A 15,972-nucleotide genomic window follows, 5' to 3' on the forward strand; every position below is an offset into this window, starting at 1 on the left:
GCGCGGCAAGCTCAAGACGTCCCACTCCCGCACCCTTCCGAACCCCTCCGAGAGGCAGAAACCAATGCCCCCGATCCCACCCCCGACCATCCCGGGCTTCGCCTACCACCGCATCCCGGTCGCCCCCGACGTGTCCCTGAACGTCGCCGTCGGCGGCTCCGGCGGCACCCCCGTCGTCCTCCTGCACGGCTTCCCGCAGACCCACCTGATGTGGCGGCACGTCGCCGCCGACCTGGCCGCCGACCACACGGTCATCTGCCCCGACCTGCGCGGCTACGGCGCCAGCGACAAGCCGGCCGAACCCACGGAGGGCGCGGACCCGACGACGTACTCCAAGCGCACGATGGCCGCCGACATCGTCACGCTCGCCCGCGCTCTGGGCCACGACCGCTTCGCCCTGGTGGGCCACGACCGGGGCGCGCTCGTCGCCGTCCGTGCCGGGCTCGACCACCCCGGCACGGTCACTCATCTCGCCTCGCTCGACGTGCTGCCCACCCTCGACATGTGGGACGTGCTGCACGGAACGACCGCGGCGGTCGCCTTCCACCTGTACCTGATGGCGCAGCCGCCGGGCCTGCCGGAGCAACTGATCGGCGCGGCCCCGGACGCGTTCTTCGGCCACTTCCTCGACCAGTGGACCCGGGAATCGGAGTCGCCGGACCCGGAGTCGGCGGCCATCCCGGAGGACATCCGCGCCGCCTATCTGAAGGCGTCCCGGGAGGCGGTGCCGTCGATCGTCGCCGACTACCGTGCCTCCGCCGGTATCGACGTCGTACACGACCTGGCCGACCGCGAGTCCGGCAACCGGCTGCGGATGCCGGTCACCGTCCTCCAGCAGGACTGGGGCGCGGCGCTCGGTTTCGACGCCGCCGCCCGGTGGGCCACGTGGGCGACCGATCTGCGCCATTCCACCGTGTCCTGCGGGCACTTCATGGCGGAGGAGGCGCCCGACGAGGTCACCAAGGCGATACGGGATCTGCTCACCCGGACCCCCTGACCGGCGCCCCGTACCCCCCGTAACTCCCTTGGCGCCTTTGTGACGCCGGACGCCGGTTGCGGATCACTCAGCGTGGGCATGACCCGTAGGCAGGACCGGCCGCGCACCGTATCGCGCGGGTCCCGGCCGGCGGGGGGTCCGACCGCCGGGAGTGCCGACCGTCCTGGAGGGGAGTGAGGTGTCATGCGTGCGCATGAGCGCGCCGTCCGGCAGACCGCCCGCGTCGAGTACACACTGCCGCGCACAGCAGTGTCGGCGGGGAGGGCCCGCAGACTCACCTCGGCGTTCCTCACCCGGCCGCGGATGGACGCGCCGACCGCCGACCAGGTCGACGACGCCACGCTGATAGCTTCCGAACTCGTCGCCAACGCCGTCCGGCACGGCCGTACCGGCTGTCGGCTGCGCCTCCAGGTGGCGCACGGTGAAGTGACGGTGGAGGTGCACGACGACAGCCCCGGCCGGCCCAGTGTCGGCCCGCTGGACACCGACTCGGAGAGCGGCCGCGGCCTCGCGATGGTCCAGCAGCTCGCCAACCGCCTGGAGGTCGTCAGCACCGGCTTCGGCGGCAAGACGGTCCGAGCGGTCCTCGCGGTGTGAGCGGTCCTCGCGGTGTGAGCCACGGCCCACCGGCTCGAAGCGACGTACTACCGGCCGGTAGCCACGGTCGCAGGCCCAGAGCGGCACCCCACAACCCCGGAGCGACGCCCTACCGGCCCGGAGCGATGGTGGCCGGCCCAAGGCCGCACCCCACCGACCCGGAGCGACTCCCTACCGACCACCGACCCGGAGCGGCGCCCCACCGGCCCACGAGCGATAGCTCACCGCCCCGGTCGACGGTGTGCGCCCGGGAGGGTGACGCGGAGCGGCCCGCCGTCCGGCGTCGGCCGGTCATCACCCCGCGCGCCTGTAGAGACGAACCATGCGCTTCTCTCGTATCTCCCGGGTCCTCCACGCATCCCGTACGCGGAAAGTCTGGGTGCCGGCCGTGGCGGCGACTGCGGTCGCGGGTGCCGCGTTGACCGCGGTGCTCATCGCAGGAACAGGAAGCGGAGACGACAGTGGCGGCTCCGGCTCACGAGCCGCTTCCGCGGACGAGGACCGGCGTACGGCGATGGCGCTGACCCGGTTCCGGACATCCGCCGCCAGCCCCTCGGAGGTCACCGTGCGGCTCCCCTCCGCGGGGGACGGGACGGTGACGGTGCGCGCCGTGGCCGACCATCGCCTGCATCGGGCGGTCGGGGTGTACGAGGTGACGGACGACGGCCACATCATGCGAGGCCTGCTCGCCTGGGATCTGGAGGGCGTCGCCGTGGCCGGATCCCCGGCGTCGGCCCCGGACGACACCCTTGCCACCAAGGCGAGACCGGCCGCCCCGGGCCCGGTGACCACCGCCGTCCAGGCGGCGCGTCGGGCCGGCACGCTGGGGTCCGGCCAGTGGTCCCGCCGCCCCTACGGCGCCGCTCCGCTGGACCAGGCACTGCGTCTGGCGCTGTCCGTGGCCACGGACGGCCGGGCGAACACCCGGCTCCCCGCCGACTCCCGGCGATTGGCGCCGCGCGCCCCGGGCGGCGAAGCCATCCACCCCAAGGCCTCGGCGCTCCCCCAGACCTACTCGCTCGACACGGCCGGCGACCTGCGCCGCGTGACAGCCGAGGTTGCCCCCGGCAAGAAGGCGACGGTCGACTTCGCTACAACCAGGGCCCGCGCAGGCGTCCCGAGCGCGCCGTGGAGCTGATGCCGTGGAGCTGATCCTTGGGCGCGGAACTACGCCGGTTCGGCCGACCAGTCGGTGAGCGCGGGGGGCTGCGTCGGCGCGGCGGCCGGGCGGCAGACGAACCCGAGGCGGGTGAGCGCGCGGGCCACCTCGAACTCGGTGAAGTCGCGGCGGTCCTGCCGGGTGATGACCTCGCCGACCTGCTTGACGGGGTAGGTACGCGGACCGATGACCACCGACGCGCCGGTGACGGCTTCGGGCTGGACGTCCGCCATCGAGTGCTCGACCTCGCCCTTGATGAGGTCGAAGGGGAAACGGGCGATCACACAACGCATGGGTGCCTCCGCGGGGGAAGTTTCCGAACACCGGAAAGCAGGCACGGCGTCACGGGAAATTCGCCGGAAATTTAATGCGGGAATAAAACAAAAGCAGGTGGCCGGGACCCGCACCTCAGGGTGCAGGTCCCGGCCACCTGTAAGCGTCGGCCGACTCAGGAGTCAGGCTTCAGCGGGGGTCCCGGACTAGGCGGGGACGATGTTCTCCGCCTGGGGGCCCTTCTGGCCCTGGGTGACGTCGAAGGTCACCTTCTGGCCTTCCTGGAGCTCACGGAAGCCCTGGGTGGCGATGTTCGAGTAGTGGGCGAAGACGTCAGCGCCGCCGCCGTCCTGCTCGATGAAGCCGAAGCCCTTTTCCGCGTTGAACCACTTCACGGTGCCAGTAGCCATGTCAAATCTCCTTCGGGGCAAAGCTCGAGGACCCACACTGTGTGGGTCCGCGTCTGCGCGATGTTGCCCCCTCCGGATAAGCACCGGATATTCAGAAGCCGACTTCCCGGTACGGACCGGAAAGCAAGCTCCAAGACTTTGGGAACCACAACTGCAACTGATATCGACACTAGCACGGGACGAGCGCGAAGGGGGCGCACTATCTCACCCCTCTCGGGGGGATAAAGAAACTCCCCGCACTGCGCTCCAATTTCTCTGTCCGCCAGGACAGATATTCACCCCCGCCGGAGGCAGTGATCACCTGCCGTGCGGCGTCGGTGGGCTCCGTCCCGACTTGCCCGGCCCCGCCGCGCGGGGTGCCCTGGGGGCATGACGACCGAGCCCGGCGCGGTCCCGGAGACCTTCGCGTTCGCCTGCGGGAACTGCGGGCACCGCTGGGAGGCGACGTTCCGCCTGCTGTTCTTCACCGACCCGCTCGACACGACGGGCCAGACCACTCAGGAGTACGTCGACGAGGCCGGCGCCTCCGTCAGGTCCCCGCTGACCGACGCGGTGTGCAGGAAGTGCGGGAGCCGACGGGTCCGGGTGTCGGCTCCCTGACCGGCCCGGCGGGTCCGAATGCCCGCCTCCTCGCGCGCCCCTGCCACGTTCGCGCGGCCGGACGCTGACCGGCCCGGCGCGTCCGAGTAGCCGCCCGCTCACCACCCCCGCGCCGCGGGACTCACCCGGACGGACCGGTGCGCTGGTGGGGCCGGAGGTCCGGTGGTGGCGTGGGGGAACTGCCGCGTTCTCAGGAGGCCCCGCCATGAACCGTCGTCCGTCACGTCTTCTCGCCTCCGCGCTGACGGCGGGCGTCCTGGTGTCGGCGTCCGCCTGCTCGGTTTTCGAGCAGCCCGGCGAGGAGGCGACCGAGGAGAGGGTCACGTCGTCTCCCGCCGCCCCGTCGTCCCCCGCCGCGTCCGCCACCCCCTCGCTCACCGTCACGCAGGCCCACGACGCCCTGCTCGGCCCCACCGAGCTGGGCGAGCGCTGGTCCGCGACGCAGGGCGGGGCGACCTGGCGCGACGGTCTCCTCAAGGGCCGGACGGACGTCGCGGACTGTCAGCGGCTGCTGGACGGCCTGTACGCCGAGGATCTGCTGGGGAAGCCGAAGGGCGCCGGCGCGGTCGTCGGCCTCGACGAGAGCGACACCGCGGCGCAGTTGCGCTACCAGGTGGCCGCGTACGGCGGACCGGCGGAAGTGGACGCGAAGATGGCCTGGCTGCGGACACTGCCGGTGAAGTGCGCGGAGTTCACGTCCACCGATGTCCGGGGCGGACGGCAGACGGTGACGGTCGTCCCGGCGAAGCTCCCTGGTGTGGGCGACGCCCGCGAGGGTCTGCGGATGACCATGAGCGGTGAGGACGATCAGTACGGCGAGACCCCGACGCTGACGCTGGACTTCGCCGCCGTACGGGTCGGCGACCGGGCCGTCTCCCTCACCAACGGCGGACTCGGCGGCGCCGAGGAGGACTTCACGAACCAGGCGGTCGAACTGGGCACCCAGCGCCTCCAGGACGTCCTCGCGAAAAAGTCCCCGGCACCCCGTCCCTCCGCCCGCCCCTCCGTCCAGCCCTCCGTCCGGCCCTCCGCCCAACAGGGCTGACCAAAGCGGGAGTTCACCATCGGCATGGCCCGTTCCGCCTCCGGAAGCGGGGCGGTGGTGGTCATGACCGGGTAGGCGTCGGTGTTCCCGTGGCCCCGGGGGGCGTGGCCGCGGACGGTGTTGTCGACATCTCGGGGGTCGCGGCAGGCGCCGTGCCCTCGATGTCGACCACCGAGCCCACCGCCAGGTGCCCGTACAGCCACTCCGCGTCGCTCGTGCGCAGGCCGATCCAGCCGGACGTGCGGTCGTAGGCGCCGGGGGCCTTCTCGTCGTAGGAGAGGGCGGCGATGTAGTTCGCCTTGCCGTCGGAGGCGCGGAGTTGGATGAACCAGGAGACCTTGAGGTCGTAGCCGGGGCCGACGATGTCGTCGCTGGGCATCACCGTCGAGCTCACCTTGGTGGTGACCGTCATCCGGCCCGTCGGTGTGGGCTTCTCCGTGGCGCCGGAGGAGACCGGCAGTTCGCGGCCCGCGACCGAGATCAGCCGCCGGGACAGGTCGACCGTGGCGTCGGCCGTCGCGGGGATGCTGGGCGTGCCGGTGGGGCTCCCCGCCGGGGACGGGTTGCGGTCCGTGCCGCCGCCGACGCCGAGGTTCAGGGCCACGACCAGGGCGAGCGCAGCCGCGGCCGAGGCGCCGGCGACGGTCCCGGCCGTACGGCGGTTGCGTCGGCGGCGTACCGCCCTGCCGCGGATCTCCGCGCCGGACAGCGACGGAGGCGTCTCACCGGCTGCGGCCAACTCGCGCAGTTCAGCGGTGAGTCCGGAGGTGAGTTCATCGGACACGGTCGTCCTCCCGCTCCCCATCGCCGACTGAACCGGAGGAACCGGAGGAACTGGGGGGACCGGAGGGACCAGCCGTCCCCGCGCCGCCCGCCGAGTCCGTCGTGAGTTCCCGCGCCAGCGCCGCCCGGCCACGGGACAGCCGGGCCTTGACCGTCCCCACCGGGGCGCCGGTTTCGGAGGCTACCTGCTCGACACTCAGGTCGCACAGATGGTGCAGGACCAGGGCCATCCGCTGCGGCTCGGGAAGCGTGCGCAAGGCGGCGACCAGGGTGGCGTGTTCCGGGCCGGGCCCGGGGACGTGCTGCGGCGGCGGATTCCTGCGCACCAGCTCCAGCCAGCGGCGCGCGCGGCGCCAGCGGCTCACCGCGAGCCGCATCGCCACGGTCCGTATCCACGCCTCCGGCGCCCCTTCGAGGAGGAACTCCCGCCGCTGGTCCCAGGCGCGGACGAACGCCTCCTGGACGACGTCCTGCGCCTCGCCGTGATCCCCGGTGAAGGCGAAGAGCTGGCCGGTCAGCCGGGGGAACGCGGTGGCGTAGAACGTGTCGAACTCGTCCTCTGTCATGCCCCCCGCCGGAGTTTCCGGAAATTCCCCAGTCCTGTGCAACCCGGCGGTCGGTGCCGTGCGTACAGGTCCCGTACGTCGCACATCGAAACACATCACAGGGGGATCTGGATGACCACGGGGACCAGGACGACCGCGCGGAGCGGGGGAGTGCGGAGCGGCCGGGCGGCCCGCGCGGTGGGCGCGGCGGCCTTGTGCGTACTCGCGCTCGCGGGCTGTTCGGCGCAGGCGGTGGCCGGGGGGACACCGCCTGCGCCGAACGCCCGGCCCGCGGAGGCGAAGCCGAGTGTGACGGCGAAGCCCTCGCCCACGCAGACGCCTCTCAAGGCGCTGGACGGCGCGCAGATCAACATCGCCGACGGACAGACCGTGGGTGTCGGTATGCCGATATCCGTCACCTTCGACCGCGCGATACCCGCCGCCGAACGGGCCGACACCGAGCGGCAGTTGAAGGTCTCCGCCGGTGTCGAGGGTTCCTGGAGCTGGGTCAAGGACCGCAATCTGCCGGCCGGGCAGCGCGTCGACTTCCGTCCGCGCGAGTACTGGACCCCGGGCACGGAGGTCACCGTCCGGGCGGGCTCCGGGATCACCCGGCACTTCACCGTCGGCCGTTCGCTCGTCGCCACGGTCGACGTCCGCAGCCACACGATGACGGTGGTCAAGGACGGCCGGACCCGGACCGTTCCCGTCACCGCGGGCGCCCCGGGCATGGACACCTGGAACGGCACGATGGTCGTCTCCGACAAGCAGCGCGAGGTCTTCATGGACTCGCGCACCGTCAACTACGGCGACGCGTACGCGGGTTACTACTCCTACGCCGTCCACCTCACCACCTCGGGCACCTACCTCCACGAGAACCCGAAGGCCAACACCTACGCGGGCCGGCAGAACGTCACGCACGGCTGCGTCGGCCTCGCGACGGACGGCACGGCGAAGCGGTTCTACGACGAGGTCATCCCCGGCGACGTCATCAAGGTCGTCGGCTCGAAGGACACCGTCGACGTCGGCAACGGCTACGGCGACTGGAACGCGAGCTGGGAGCAGTGGCGGGCGGGCAGCGCGCTGGCGTGACACACCGGCCGAAGAATTCCGGCGGCTGTGTCATCCCGGCTGTGGCCCCCGGGAGTTCTAAGGAGTGGAGAGGCGCCCTCCATCTCACAGAGGTACTCATCTCACTGCAGTACTCATCCCGCTGCAGTACTCATCGCACTCATCCGGATCCTCAAGGGTCCGCGCAACACGAGGAGTTGTCCGTCCATGACACGCATGACACGGCTGTCCATGCCACGGATACAGAAGTACGTCGCCGTCGCGGCGGTCGCTGCCGCGCTGGCCGGCGTGCCCACGGTGTCGTACGCCGCCGCACCGGGGACGGCGGCGTACGACATCGGCAGGCACGCGCCTTCGGCACAGATCGTCGCCCCCGGCGAGCATGTCGCGGGCGGCGAACCCGGCTTCGAGCTCTGGCTCACCGAGGAGGGCAAGTACTGGACCACACCCGACGACCCCGAGCCGCAGTTCCGCAGCGTGGTCGACGGGAACATCGACCTCAGCCGGCCGGGCGTCTCGGTCCAGGCGGAGGGCATTCAGGGGCACTACGTCCTCTCCGGCCTGTACTACGGCGGCAGGGGCACCGCCTCGCGGGTCGCCGTCGAGACCTCGGTCGGGACCGTGCAGGGCAAGCTGCTGGAGCTGACGGGCAAGCCCGGCTGGGGCGTCTGGTACGCCATCGCCGACGTGCCGATGAGCGATGAGGGCGGCTTCGACGCCTTCCACTCCGTCACCGTCCACGACACGCGAGGCCGGGTCTACTCCCAGCTCGAGCTGAACTGAGCCTGCGGGCGGGGGAGTCGGGTTGTTCAGGTCCCGACTCCCCCGCGCCACCCCTTCCCCCCACGAACCCGATTCCGAGGGACACCGCCGGCCGTGCAGCACAACTCCACCGACGCCCCCGAAGTCCCCTCCTCTGAGGGGGAGTTCGCCGCGTACGCCGCCGCTGCGTGGCCCCGCCTCGTGCGCACCGCGCACATGCTCACCGGCGACTTCCACGAGGCCGAGGATCTCGTCCAGACCACGCTGGCCAAGGTGTACGCCCGCTGGCGGCGCATCCCGCGCGACGACGTCGACTTCTACGTACGCCGCTCGCTGGTCAACAACAACCTCAGCCGGGTGCGCAGAAGACGGGTCGTCCATCTGCTGACGCCGTTCCTGCCCGAGCGGATGCACCAGCGCGAGCCGGGGCACGCGGAGGCCGTCGAGGAGCGGGCTGCCCTCGGTCAGGCGTTGGACTCCCTTTCGGCGCGGCAGCGGGCCGTGCTGGTGCTGCGCTACTGGGAGGACCTGGGCGAGGGCGAGATCGCCCAGCTGCTCGGCTGCTCGGTCGGCACGGTCAAGACCCATGCCCGGCGCGGCCTGGAGTCCCTGCGCGTCCACCCCCTGTTCGCCGGCCGACACCCCGTTTCCGGAGCCCGCCCATGAACCGCCCCTCCCGTCCGCAGAGTCCTGCCCCGGAGCCCGAGGGGCTGCGCGAGGCCTTCGCCGAGGCCGCGCTCGACGTCACGCCCTCCGCCGTGCCGCTCGCCGCCATCGAGCGCGCGGGCCGGCGGCGCAGGCGGCGCCGTACGGCCGCGGTGCTGGGTGCCGCCTGCGGGGTGCTGCTGCTGCCGCTGGCCGTGGTGGTGCTCCGCGCGGACCTGTCCTCAGGGCAGGGTGAGAGCGAGCGGGTCACGCCGCCGGCCGCGAGCGCCGGTCCGACGCCCTCGCCTTCCCTTTCCATGGCGCACGCCGAAAAGGTGCGGATCGTGACCCCCGGCGAGCGGGTCGAGGTCTCGCCCGGCACCGAGATCTGGCTCACGGAGGACGGCAAGCACTGGTCGGAGCCGGACCAGCCCACCCAGTTCCGCAGTGTGAGCGACGGCAACCTCGACCTGAGCAGTCCCGGAGTCAGCGTCCAGGAGTCGGCGCACGAGGGCGTCTCCTTCCTCTCCGGCATCTTCTACGGACCGGGCGAACCGGCCCGCGTCGAGGTGAGGACCGTCGCGGGCGTCATCGACGGCACGGCGCTCACGCTGGCGGGCGAGCCCGGCTGGGGCGTCTGGTACGCGGAGGTGAAGATGCCGGAGTCGCAGCCGCCCTCCGACTCGCTGACCGGTGTCACCGAGAGAGTCACGGTGTACGACTCGGCAGGCGCAGTTATCGCGAGCCAGGAGTTCTCCGCATGAGGATCACCCTGCACAGCTCCCGCGCCGCCTGTACAGCGGGACCGCGGGACCCATCGGCTCGGTTGCCGCGCACACCGGCGGCGCCGGAACCCGCACCCTCTGGCAGACGACGTACGACGACCGGCTCGCCGTCACCGTCGCTCTCTTCGCGCAGCACCCCGCCGAGGGCGAACATCCGGCCGGCCCGGCCCAGCTCCCCTCCGGCAGCTCCGACCTGGCCCTCCGCGTCAACGCGGACGTACGGAACCGGCTGGCACCGGGGGCCTGGGAGGCGGCCGTACCGGTCCCGGGGCCGACCGACCAGCCGTGGCGGAAACCGGAGTGACGTACCGCGCACAAGGCCGCACACGCGCTGCCCCGTGACCTCGGCCCCGTCTCCACCGGACCGGCCCGATCGGGCGCACCGCGACCTCGGCCTCACCTGTGCCGGAGCGCCCCCGTGAACAGTCGCGCCGACCTGCGGGACCACGGGGGCCCTACCCGAACGGTTGAGCGCGGGAAGCGATCCAGAGCCGAGATCGACTCCGCCCAGAGCCGGGATCGAGACCTTCAAGCTCTACCGCGGGCCGAAATAGGGCCCATACTGGTTCTACGATGACGAAGCCATCCGCGCCCCGGCGCCACCTGCCCACCAGCCCCTTCGCCGCCCCGGTCGTCCCCGTGGCCAAGGAGTTCAGCCTCGGAGACCGCGTCTCCCACGACCAGTACGGCCTGGGCACGATCGTCGGTGTCGAAGAGGGCATCGCGATGCTCGTCGACTTCGGCGCCCGCCAGGTCCGCGTCCTCAGCCCCTACACCCGGATGGACCGGCTCTGACCCGCACATTGTGACTGGTCCGTCACCCGTCCACCTCCACCCCCGTCCACCTCACCCCGCCACAGCCGCCTCCGCAGCGTGCGGAGCCCGCGGTGAGCGGCGGTGGAGGTGGACGACTACGTTCGTGTGAAAACGGTCGACGGATTCATCGACACTGCGGATGAAGCCGCTTGGCCCTCCCGTACACCGCGGAGCCGGACAGAGCGTTCCCGGTCATGACGCTCTAACGGCGCTCGTACGGGTTCGCCGGTTCCTTCACCTTCTGCACCGACGTCGAGTCCAGTACGGGCGGCCACGCCTCGTCCGAGCCGAGCTTGCCCTTGGGGTGCCAGGTGCCGGTGACGGTGACCCAGGTGTCGTTCACGGGGGCGTCGGCGCCGGTGATCTGGATTTTGTACGTGCTCGCGTCGGCCGCGCAGCACGTGATGAGGAGCCGGGCCAGGTACCAGGTCCCGTTGTCGCCCCGGGTGACGAAGCCGGTCATCCGGACCGTGCGGCCCGTCAGTGACTTGCCGCTGTCGTAGATCGCCCGGGAGGTGTACTCGCCCAGGGTCAGGTCCACGGGATCCCCGGTGGGGAGTGCGGGGAACGTCCCGATCCCCTGGGCCGCGCGCTGCTCGGCCTCGCGGTCCGCGCTGTACGAGCCGAGGGCGGGGGGCGGGAAGAGGAGGAGGGCGGCGGCGGGGATGGCCAGCAGCCAGGCGATGCGGGGGGTGCGGTGGTGGTCGTGACGGTGACCGTCGTCGTAGTCCCCTTCGGGTTCCTCGTCCTCATCGTCGTGGTCATGCGTCTGCGTCTGCGTCGCGCGTACGGCGCTCAGCGCGCCCAGCGCCAGCAGCACCACCCCGGACGCGATGAGGTACACCTTCAGGCCCGCCTGCACATATCGCAGGTACAGGTCGCTGAAGAGGGTGATCTTCAGTACCGCAGCGCCGCTGAGCAGCAGCAACAGCGCGGGCCCGTAGCGCCTCACAGCAGCCACCACCCGACCAGGACACTGCTCACCAGAGCCACCACCCATGTCACGGAGGAGAAGCGCACGGCGAAGGACTTTCCGAAGGTGCCCGCCTGGAGGGCGATCAGTTTCAGGTCCACCATCGGGCCGACGACCATGAAGGCCAGCCGTGCGGTGGGCGAGAAGCCCGTCAGGGAGGCGGCCACGAAGGCGTCGGCCTCGCTGCACACGCAGAGCACGACGGCCAGTACGGCGAGAAGAAGTACCGACAGCCACGGGGAGCCGGTGAAGAGGTCGAGGACGGACCTCGGGACCACGATGTTGAAGGTCGCGGCCGCCGCCGCGCCCAGCACGAGGAACCCGCCCGCGTGCAGGAAGTCGTGCTGGAGCCCGGCGCGGAAGCCGTCCCAGCGGGAGCCGGTGGTTCTCGTACGCGCCATCTTCGGCAGCCTGATCCACTCCTCCCTTCCGAAGCGGACCCACAGCCAGCCCATCACGACGGCCGTCGCGAGGGAGGCCAGCAGCCGGGCGAGGACCATCATCGGATTGGCCGGGAAAGCGATCGAGGTGGCGACCATGACCACCGGGTTGATCGCGGGGGCGGAGAGCAGGAACGCGAGGGCGGCGGCCGGGGTGACCCCGCGGCGCATCAGGCTCCCCGCGACGGGGACCGAGGCGCACTCGCAGCCCGGGAGTACGACGCCGGCCGCGCCGGCCACGGGCACCGCCAGGGCCGGATTGCTGGGGAGCAGCTTGCTGAAGACCCGCTCGGGGACGAAGGCGCCGATCGCCGCCGACACGAGGGTGCCGAGCAGGAGGAAGGGGACGCCCTGTACGGCGACGGCCGTGAAGACCGTCCACCATGCCGACATCGCGGGGGTGGCGATGTCCAGGGCGAGCATCGGGCCGAGGACCGAGGCGACGGTGCCGATCACTATCAGCGCGAGGCCGCCGAGGACCAGGTGGACAAGGGTCCGGGCGGCTATCCGCACGCCGTCGGCCACACCGCGCCGACGCGCCGGGTAGTGCTGGTTCTCCACGCGCCTCGTTCCCGCCTGCCCTCGGATGTGCCCTTTCGTACGCCCCGCAGGCTAACGGGGAGTGCTGTGCGGGGGCCCGTAGTCGGCGAAGAGGGGGCTGTGCGGGGGCTGGGGCGGGTTTGTCTCGCCCCCTCCGCCCCTGCCCGTCCCTTGTTCCTGGGGGCTGCCGCCCCCACGCCCCCGCTTCGGCCTGGACGGCCTCGTCCTCGAACGCCGGACGGGCTGGAGCGATGGACGCGATGGACGCGGAACAAGGTCATCCTCCGGGCTGTTGGCTGCTTCGTCGGGACAACGCGTCGTCGGGGCAACACTTCGCACAAGGAGTAGCAATCATGACTAAGGGATCCGCGCTGATCATCGGAGTAGGCCCCGGCCTCGGTCTGGCCCTTGCGGAGGCCTTCGCCGGGGACGGTCACCCTGTGGCGCTGTTCGGGCGCGACGCGGCGCGCCTGGACAAGTACGCGTCCGAGCTGACCGCCGAGGGCCGCACGGCGCGCGGCTACCCGGTGGATGTGGCCGATCCCGAAGGCTTGGAGGCCGCGCTCACGCGCGCCTCGGACGAGCTCGGGTCGCCGGAAGTGCTCGTGTACAACGCGGCCCTGATGAGCGCTGACACACCCACCGCGCTGGATGGACGGGAGTTCGCGCACACCCTCGCGGTCAACGTCACCGGAGCCGTCGTCGCGGCCCGGACGGTCCTCCCGCTCCTGCGTGACGGCCGGGGAAGCCTGCTGTTCACCGGTGGCGGTCTGGCTCTGGACCCCGCACCCGAGTACGCGTCTCTGTCGGTGGGCAAGGCGTCGCTGCGGGCGTACGTCCAGGCTCTCCACAAGCAGCAGCAGGGCTCCGACGTGCACGTGACCACCGTGACGGTCGGTGGCTTCATCGGTGGCGACGATCCGCGATTCGCTCCCGAGACGCTGGCCGCCGCCTACCTGAACCTGCATCAGCAGCCGCAGAACCAGTGGCAGGCCGAACTCCTCTACGTCTGATCTGCATCAGCCCGTCCGGCGTTTTAGGACGTGCGCGTTCAGCGCGACTGCGGGGGGGCTGGGGGCGGCAGCCCCAGGAACAAGGGACGGGCAGTGGCGGAGGGGGCGAAAACCGCCTACAGCGGAGGCTGGGCCGGGGCCGGGCCCAGGGTGGTGGTGCCCGGGGCCGTTCGGTGGCCGAGGCCTGTGCGGTAGGCGTCGAGGGCTGCCTCGACCCGGCCGGTGCGGCGGAGGAGGTCGCCGAGGAGGCGGCAGAGGTCGGCGAGGTCGCCCGCGGCGCCGGCGCGTTCCAGGAGGCTCAGGGCGCGGACGTAGTGCTCCTCCGCGGACTCCGTGTCCCGGGCGTCCTCCGCGATGATCCCGAGCAGCCGGTGCGCACCGGCGGAGTGGACGGCGCCCCGCTCGGGACTGAGATCACCGAGCACCTCGTGAAGCAGCGCGGCGGCCTCCTCGGACTTGCCGCGCCGGTGCAGTACGTCCGCGAGCTCCACCGCCACCTGGCTGGTGTAGAGGGCGGCGCGCTTGGCGGAGAGCATGGCGCGGGCCTCCCTCAACTCACCCTCGGCACGCTTCAGTTCACCGTTCTGGACATACAGGTACCCGCGCATCCAGTGACAGTTGGCGAGCTCCGTACGGATCTGGAGGTGCCGGTAGAGCTCGGCGGCCTTGGCGAGGGACGCGTCCGCCTCCGCCATCCGGCCCTCGGCGATCATCGTCCGGGCGACCGACCTGTGCATACGGGCCACCAGCGCCGGATCACCCACCTGTGGCGCCAGCGCGAGGGCGAGCTCCGCGGCCTGGGCGGCGCGGGCGTGCGCGCCCATGTCCATATAGGGCGCGATGATGCCGGTGTAGAGGAGCAGGAGGGCGTCCGGGTCGTGCATCCCGGTGCGGTTCAGTTCGTCGAGGGTGGACTCGAACAGGTAGCAGGAGTAGCGGAGTTCACCCGCGAGGTAGTGCGACACGGCACGGCCACGGATGGCCGGTACGCGGTTCGGCAGCGGAGCGTCACCCAACCGCCCCTCGGACTCCTCGAACCGCTTCCGGGCCGTTTCCAGATCCCCGGTCTCCAGGGCGCATTCGCCGAGCCCGAGCAGCGCGGCGGCCTGCTCGGCGACCAGCCCGTGCGCGTTCGCCTCCGCGAGGAGCCCGTCGTACTGCTCCGCCGCGACCTCGGCCTCGCCGGTGGCGAGGGTGCGCTGCGCGTCGGTGAGCCGTAGCCGCAGGCCGGTGGCGAGATGGGCGGGGCGTCCTGTGGCCAGTTCCTCGTACGCCACCCCGAGGCGCTCGGCGATGTGCCTGAGCGCCGGCTCGGAGGCCCGCACCCGCCCGGCCTCCAGAGTGGAGATATAAGCGGGCGTGTACACCGGCTCCGCCAGTTGCTTCTGCGTCAACCCGCGTTTCATACGCAACTGTTGGACCCTGCGCCCGATGATCTCCGGGTCGTCGCGCTCCGCCATGACTTAAGCATGCCAGTAAGCCGAGTTACATTCGGTCAACTCTTGACTATTATTCCAACTCCCCTTGCTTCCCTTGCTCTTTGACACTCTCAGCCCCTACGTTAAGCGCCAGATTAAGCCCGCTTAATACGCCGCTGTCGTTGCGAGGTCGCCATGCTCCGACGTATTACCACCCGCTACTCAAGAGGCTTCGGCGCGGCTGTCATCGCCGTAGCCACCCTGCTCCTGGCCGCGAACGCGGGACCCGCCCGGGCGGCCGAGCCCGTACCGGTCGCGGCCGTGACGCGCTAGCTCGGGTTCTCCTCCTCAGGAGCCAGCATCATGTCCTTACGGCTGTAGAGGGGCAGTCCGCTGGTGTCGAGCTTCCAGGTGCCCAGGTCGGTGGTGATGGCGAGCGGGGTCCCGTACGGCTGCTTGTGAAGGCGGTTGCCGTACATGGGGCGTCCCCCGCTCGTGTCGATGTCCCACTGGTAGGTCCAGGTCCCGTCCCGGGGGTCGAGGATGAGGTAGTGGGCGATGCCCATGGCGGGGTAGTCACGACTCTTGGCGTCGTAGTCATTGCCCGGGTTCGACGGGGAGACGATCTCGATGGCGAGGTGGATCTCACGGGCGTCCACCGGGCCGTCGGTCAGCATCGCCTCGCGCGCGGTGACGATGAGGTCGGGGATACGAAGCTTGCCGAGGCTGGCATCGTCGGTGTCGGTGGCTTCGTAGGTGAGGACGCCCTCGGGAAGTTGGGGGTCGAGCTGACGAGCGACGTCCTTGGCCGTGACCTGGTGGCGAGGGCGGGGGCTCATCATTATGACGAACGTCCCCTCACTGATCTCCGGGTACGTGAACCCGGGCGGCGGGGTGAAGTGGTCACGCAGTTCGCGAAGGTGCCGATAGATGGTCTGCTGGGTCATGACGCGATCTCCTTCGAGGCAACCGCTGGCGTCCGGTCCGGTGCGGGGTGCCCGCGATCTGCTGACGAAACCCATGGTAGTGGCGCGCCCACTCCGCCACCGGAGGTGTCGCAGACCACCGCCGTGGAATGAACACGGGAACCAACCGGGGAG

21 protein-coding genes are annotated in these 15,972 nt (G+C 71.2%); 12 read left to right on the top strand and 9 right to left on the bottom strand.

Features of this window, described 5'->3' with window-relative positions; genetic code table 11:
- Positions 1 to 64 precede the first annotated feature (64 nt).
- The 3 genes from ACFVKT_RS12025 (at position 65) to ACFVKT_RS12035 (ending at position 2,732) form a co-directional block, all read left to right on the top strand.
- A complete protein-coding gene (locus tag ACFVKT_RS12025; protein ID WP_385730318.1) occupies positions 65 to 997 on the top strand; it encodes an alpha/beta fold hydrolase in 933 nt (310 codons plus the stop codon).
- Between the two features lie 183 nt (positions 998 to 1,180).
- Positions 1,181 to 1,594, top strand: coding sequence for an ATP-binding protein (locus tag ACFVKT_RS12030; RefSeq protein ID WP_385730320.1), 414 nt, complete (start codon positions 1,181 to 1,183; stop codon positions 1,592 to 1,594).
- Between the two features lie 322 nt (positions 1,595 to 1,916).
- Positions 1,917 to 2,732 carry a hypothetical protein gene (locus tag ACFVKT_RS12035; RefSeq protein WP_385730322.1) on the top strand — a complete coding sequence of 272 codons (816 nt, stop codon included), beginning with the start codon at positions 1,917 to 1,919 and terminating at the stop codon, positions 2,730 to 2,732.
- 29 nt (positions 2,733 to 2,761) lie between these two features.
- On the opposite strand, the gene ACFVKT_RS12040 is transcribed toward ACFVKT_RS12035, so the two are convergent.
- Positions 2,762 to 3,046, bottom strand: coding sequence for an SCO5918 family protein (locus ACFVKT_RS12040; protein ID WP_385730324.1), 285 nt, complete (start codon positions 3,044 to 3,046; stop codon positions 2,762 to 2,764).
- A 186-nt stretch (positions 3,047 to 3,232) separates the two neighbouring features.
- Entirely contained in the window at positions 3,233 to 3,436 is a 204-nt protein-coding gene (locus ACFVKT_RS12045; protein WP_010986199.1) for a cold-shock protein, read from the bottom strand.
- A gap of 369 nt (positions 3,437 to 3,805) precedes the next feature.
- Between ACFVKT_RS12045 and ACFVKT_RS12050 the strand changes: the two genes are divergently transcribed.
- Both ACFVKT_RS12050 and ACFVKT_RS12055 read left to right on the top strand, forming a co-directional pair.
- Positions 3,806 to 4,036, top strand: coding sequence for a hypothetical protein (locus ACFVKT_RS12050; RefSeq protein WP_385730328.1), 231 nt, complete (start codon positions 3,806 to 3,808; stop codon positions 4,034 to 4,036).
- A gap of 205 nt (positions 4,037 to 4,241) precedes the next feature.
- Entirely contained in the window at positions 4,242 to 5,081 is an 840-nt protein-coding gene (locus ACFVKT_RS12055) for a hypothetical protein (RefSeq protein ID WP_385730330.1), read from the top strand.
- 61 nt (positions 5,082 to 5,142) lie between these two features.
- Here ACFVKT_RS12055 and ACFVKT_RS12060 read toward each other — a convergent pair whose 3' ends face one another.
- From ACFVKT_RS12060 to ACFVKT_RS12070, 3 genes are all read right to left on the bottom strand, one after another.
- Positions 5,143 to 5,865, bottom strand: a complete 723-nt coding sequence (locus tag ACFVKT_RS12060) for a L,D-transpeptidase (protein WP_385730332.1) — start codon at positions 5,863 to 5,865, stop codon at positions 5,143 to 5,145.
- Entirely contained in the window at positions 5,855 to 6,430 is a 576-nt protein-coding gene (locus ACFVKT_RS12065; RefSeq protein ID WP_385730334.1) for a SigE family RNA polymerase sigma factor, read from the bottom strand. The genes ACFVKT_RS12060 and ACFVKT_RS12065 overlap by 11 nt, the downstream gene beginning before the upstream one ends.
- A gap of 95 nt (positions 6,431 to 6,525) precedes the next feature.
- Complete coding sequence (locus ACFVKT_RS12070; protein ID WP_385730336.1) at positions 6,526 to 6,741, bottom strand: hypothetical protein; 216 nt, start codon at positions 6,739 to 6,741, stop codon at positions 6,526 to 6,528.
- Between ACFVKT_RS12070 and ACFVKT_RS12075 the strand changes: the two genes are divergently transcribed.
- The 5 genes from ACFVKT_RS12075 to ACFVKT_RS12095 all read left to right on the top strand — a co-directional run bounded on the left by ACFVKT_RS12075 (position 6,719) and on the right by ACFVKT_RS12095 (position 10,467).
- Entirely contained in the window at positions 6,719 to 7,501 is a 783-nt protein-coding gene (locus ACFVKT_RS12075) for a L,D-transpeptidase (protein ID WP_385730339.1), read from the top strand. The genes ACFVKT_RS12070 and ACFVKT_RS12075 overlap by 23 nt on opposite strands.
- A gap of 186 nt (positions 7,502 to 7,687) precedes the next feature.
- Positions 7,688 to 8,263, top strand: a complete 576-nt coding sequence (locus ACFVKT_RS12080) for a hypothetical protein (RefSeq protein WP_385730341.1) — start codon at positions 7,688 to 7,690, stop codon at positions 8,261 to 8,263.
- Between the two features lie 93 nt (positions 8,264 to 8,356).
- Positions 8,357 to 8,908 carry a SigE family RNA polymerase sigma factor gene (locus ACFVKT_RS12085; protein ID WP_385730343.1) on the top strand — a complete coding sequence of 184 codons (552 nt, stop codon included), beginning with the start codon at positions 8,357 to 8,359 and terminating at the stop codon, positions 8,906 to 8,908.
- Entirely contained in the window at positions 8,905 to 9,651 is a 747-nt protein-coding gene (locus tag ACFVKT_RS12090; RefSeq protein ID WP_385730346.1) for a hypothetical protein, read from the top strand. The genes ACFVKT_RS12085 and ACFVKT_RS12090 overlap by 4 nt, the downstream gene beginning before the upstream one ends.
- A gap of 594 nt (positions 9,652 to 10,245) precedes the next feature.
- Complete coding sequence (locus ACFVKT_RS12095) at positions 10,246 to 10,467, top strand: hypothetical protein (protein WP_081218430.1); 222 nt, start codon at positions 10,246 to 10,248, stop codon at positions 10,465 to 10,467.
- Between the two features lie 223 nt (positions 10,468 to 10,690).
- On the opposite strand, the gene ACFVKT_RS12100 is transcribed toward ACFVKT_RS12095, so the two are convergent.
- Together ACFVKT_RS12100 and ACFVKT_RS12105 are read right to left on the bottom strand one after the other, a co-directional pair.
- Positions 10,691 to 11,440, bottom strand: coding sequence for a TIGR03943 family putative permease subunit (locus ACFVKT_RS12100; protein ID WP_385731053.1), 750 nt, complete (start codon positions 11,438 to 11,440; stop codon positions 10,691 to 10,693).
- Positions 11,437 to 12,462: a permease gene (locus tag ACFVKT_RS12105; protein WP_385730348.1), complete on the bottom strand. Its 1,026-nt coding sequence runs from the start codon at positions 12,460 to 12,462 to the stop codon at positions 11,437 to 11,439. Before ACFVKT_RS12105 ends, ACFVKT_RS12100 begins: the two co-directional genes overlap by 4 nt.
- A gap of 332 nt (positions 12,463 to 12,794) precedes the next feature.
- Between ACFVKT_RS12105 and ACFVKT_RS12110 the strand changes: the two genes are divergently transcribed.
- Entirely contained in the window at positions 12,795 to 13,454 is a 660-nt protein-coding gene (locus ACFVKT_RS12110) for an SDR family NAD(P)-dependent oxidoreductase (RefSeq protein ID WP_385730350.1), read from the top strand.
- 116 nt (positions 13,455 to 13,570) lie between these two features.
- Here the strand turns inward: ACFVKT_RS12110 and ACFVKT_RS12115 are convergent, their stop codons facing one another.
- Positions 13,571 to 14,914, bottom strand: coding sequence for a helix-turn-helix domain-containing protein (locus ACFVKT_RS12115; protein WP_385730352.1), 1,344 nt, complete (start codon positions 14,912 to 14,914; stop codon positions 13,571 to 13,573).
- Positions 14,915 to 15,067: 153 nt separating this feature from the next.
- Between ACFVKT_RS12115 and ACFVKT_RS12120 the strand changes: the two genes are divergently transcribed.
- Positions 15,068 to 15,205: a hypothetical protein gene (locus ACFVKT_RS12120; protein WP_385730353.1), complete on the top strand. Its 138-nt coding sequence runs from the start codon at positions 15,068 to 15,070 to the stop codon at positions 15,203 to 15,205.
- On the opposite strand, the gene ACFVKT_RS12125 is transcribed toward ACFVKT_RS12120, so the two are convergent.
- Complete coding sequence (locus ACFVKT_RS12125) at positions 15,202 to 15,819, bottom strand: Uma2 family endonuclease (RefSeq protein WP_385730355.1); 618 nt, start codon at positions 15,817 to 15,819, stop codon at positions 15,202 to 15,204. The genes ACFVKT_RS12120 and ACFVKT_RS12125 overlap by 4 nt on opposite strands.
- Positions 15,820 to 15,972: the final 153 nt, after the last annotated feature.

It is taken from the genome of Streptomyces sp. NPDC127595 (assembly GCF_042671685.1).
Taxonomy (GTDB): Bacteria; Actinomycetota; Actinomycetes; order Streptomycetales; family Streptomycetaceae; genus Streptomyces.

Excerpts from the sequence above, each read along its gene's own strand:
- ACFVKT_RS12025 (WP_385730318.1), top strand. The coding sequence starts at position 65 with ATGCCCCCGATCCCACCCCCGACCATCCCGGGCTTCGCCTACCACCGC.
- ACFVKT_RS12030 (WP_385730320.1), top strand. The coding sequence starts at position 1,181 with ATGCGTGCGCATGAGCGCGCCGTCCGGCAGACCGCCCGCGTCGAGTAC.
- ACFVKT_RS12035 (WP_385730322.1), top strand. The coding sequence starts at position 1,917 with ATGCGCTTCTCTCGTATCTCCCGGGTCCTCCACGCATCCCGTACGCGG.
- ACFVKT_RS12040 (WP_385730324.1), bottom strand. The coding sequence starts at position 3,046 with ATGCGTTGTGTGATCGCCCGTTTCCCCTTCGACCTCATCAAGGGCGAG.
- ACFVKT_RS12045 (WP_010986199.1), bottom strand. The coding sequence starts at position 3,436 with ATGGCTACTGGCACCGTGAAGTGGTTCAACGCGGAAAAGGGCTTCGGC.
- ACFVKT_RS12050 (WP_385730328.1), top strand. The coding sequence starts at position 3,806 with ATGACGACCGAGCCCGGCGCGGTCCCGGAGACCTTCGCGTTCGCCTGC.
- ACFVKT_RS12055 (WP_385730330.1), top strand. The coding sequence starts at position 4,242 with ATGAACCGTCGTCCGTCACGTCTTCTCGCCTCCGCGCTGACGGCGGGC.
- ACFVKT_RS12065 (WP_385730334.1), bottom strand. The coding sequence starts at position 6,430 with ATGACAGAGGACGAGTTCGACACGTTCTACGCCACCGCGTTCCCCCGG.
- ACFVKT_RS12080 (WP_385730341.1), top strand. The coding sequence starts at position 7,688 with ATGACACGCATGACACGGCTGTCCATGCCACGGATACAGAAGTACGTC.
- ACFVKT_RS12090 (WP_385730346.1), top strand. The coding sequence starts at position 8,905 with ATGAACCGCCCCTCCCGTCCGCAGAGTCCTGCCCCGGAGCCCGAGGGG.
- ACFVKT_RS12095 (WP_081218430.1), top strand. The coding sequence starts at position 10,246 with ATGACGAAGCCATCCGCGCCCCGGCGCCACCTGCCCACCAGCCCCTTC.
- ACFVKT_RS12110 (WP_385730350.1), top strand. The coding sequence starts at position 12,795 with ATGACTAAGGGATCCGCGCTGATCATCGGAGTAGGCCCCGGCCTCGGT.
- ACFVKT_RS12115 (WP_385730352.1), bottom strand. The coding sequence starts at position 14,914 with ATGGCGGAGCGCGACGACCCGGAGATCATCGGGCGCAGGGTCCAACAG.
- ACFVKT_RS12120 (WP_385730353.1), top strand. The coding sequence starts at position 15,068 with ATGCTCCGACGTATTACCACCCGCTACTCAAGAGGCTTCGGCGCGGCT.
- ACFVKT_RS12125 (WP_385730355.1), bottom strand. The coding sequence starts at position 15,819 with ATGACCCAGCAGACCATCTATCGGCACCTTCGCGAACTGCGTGACCAC.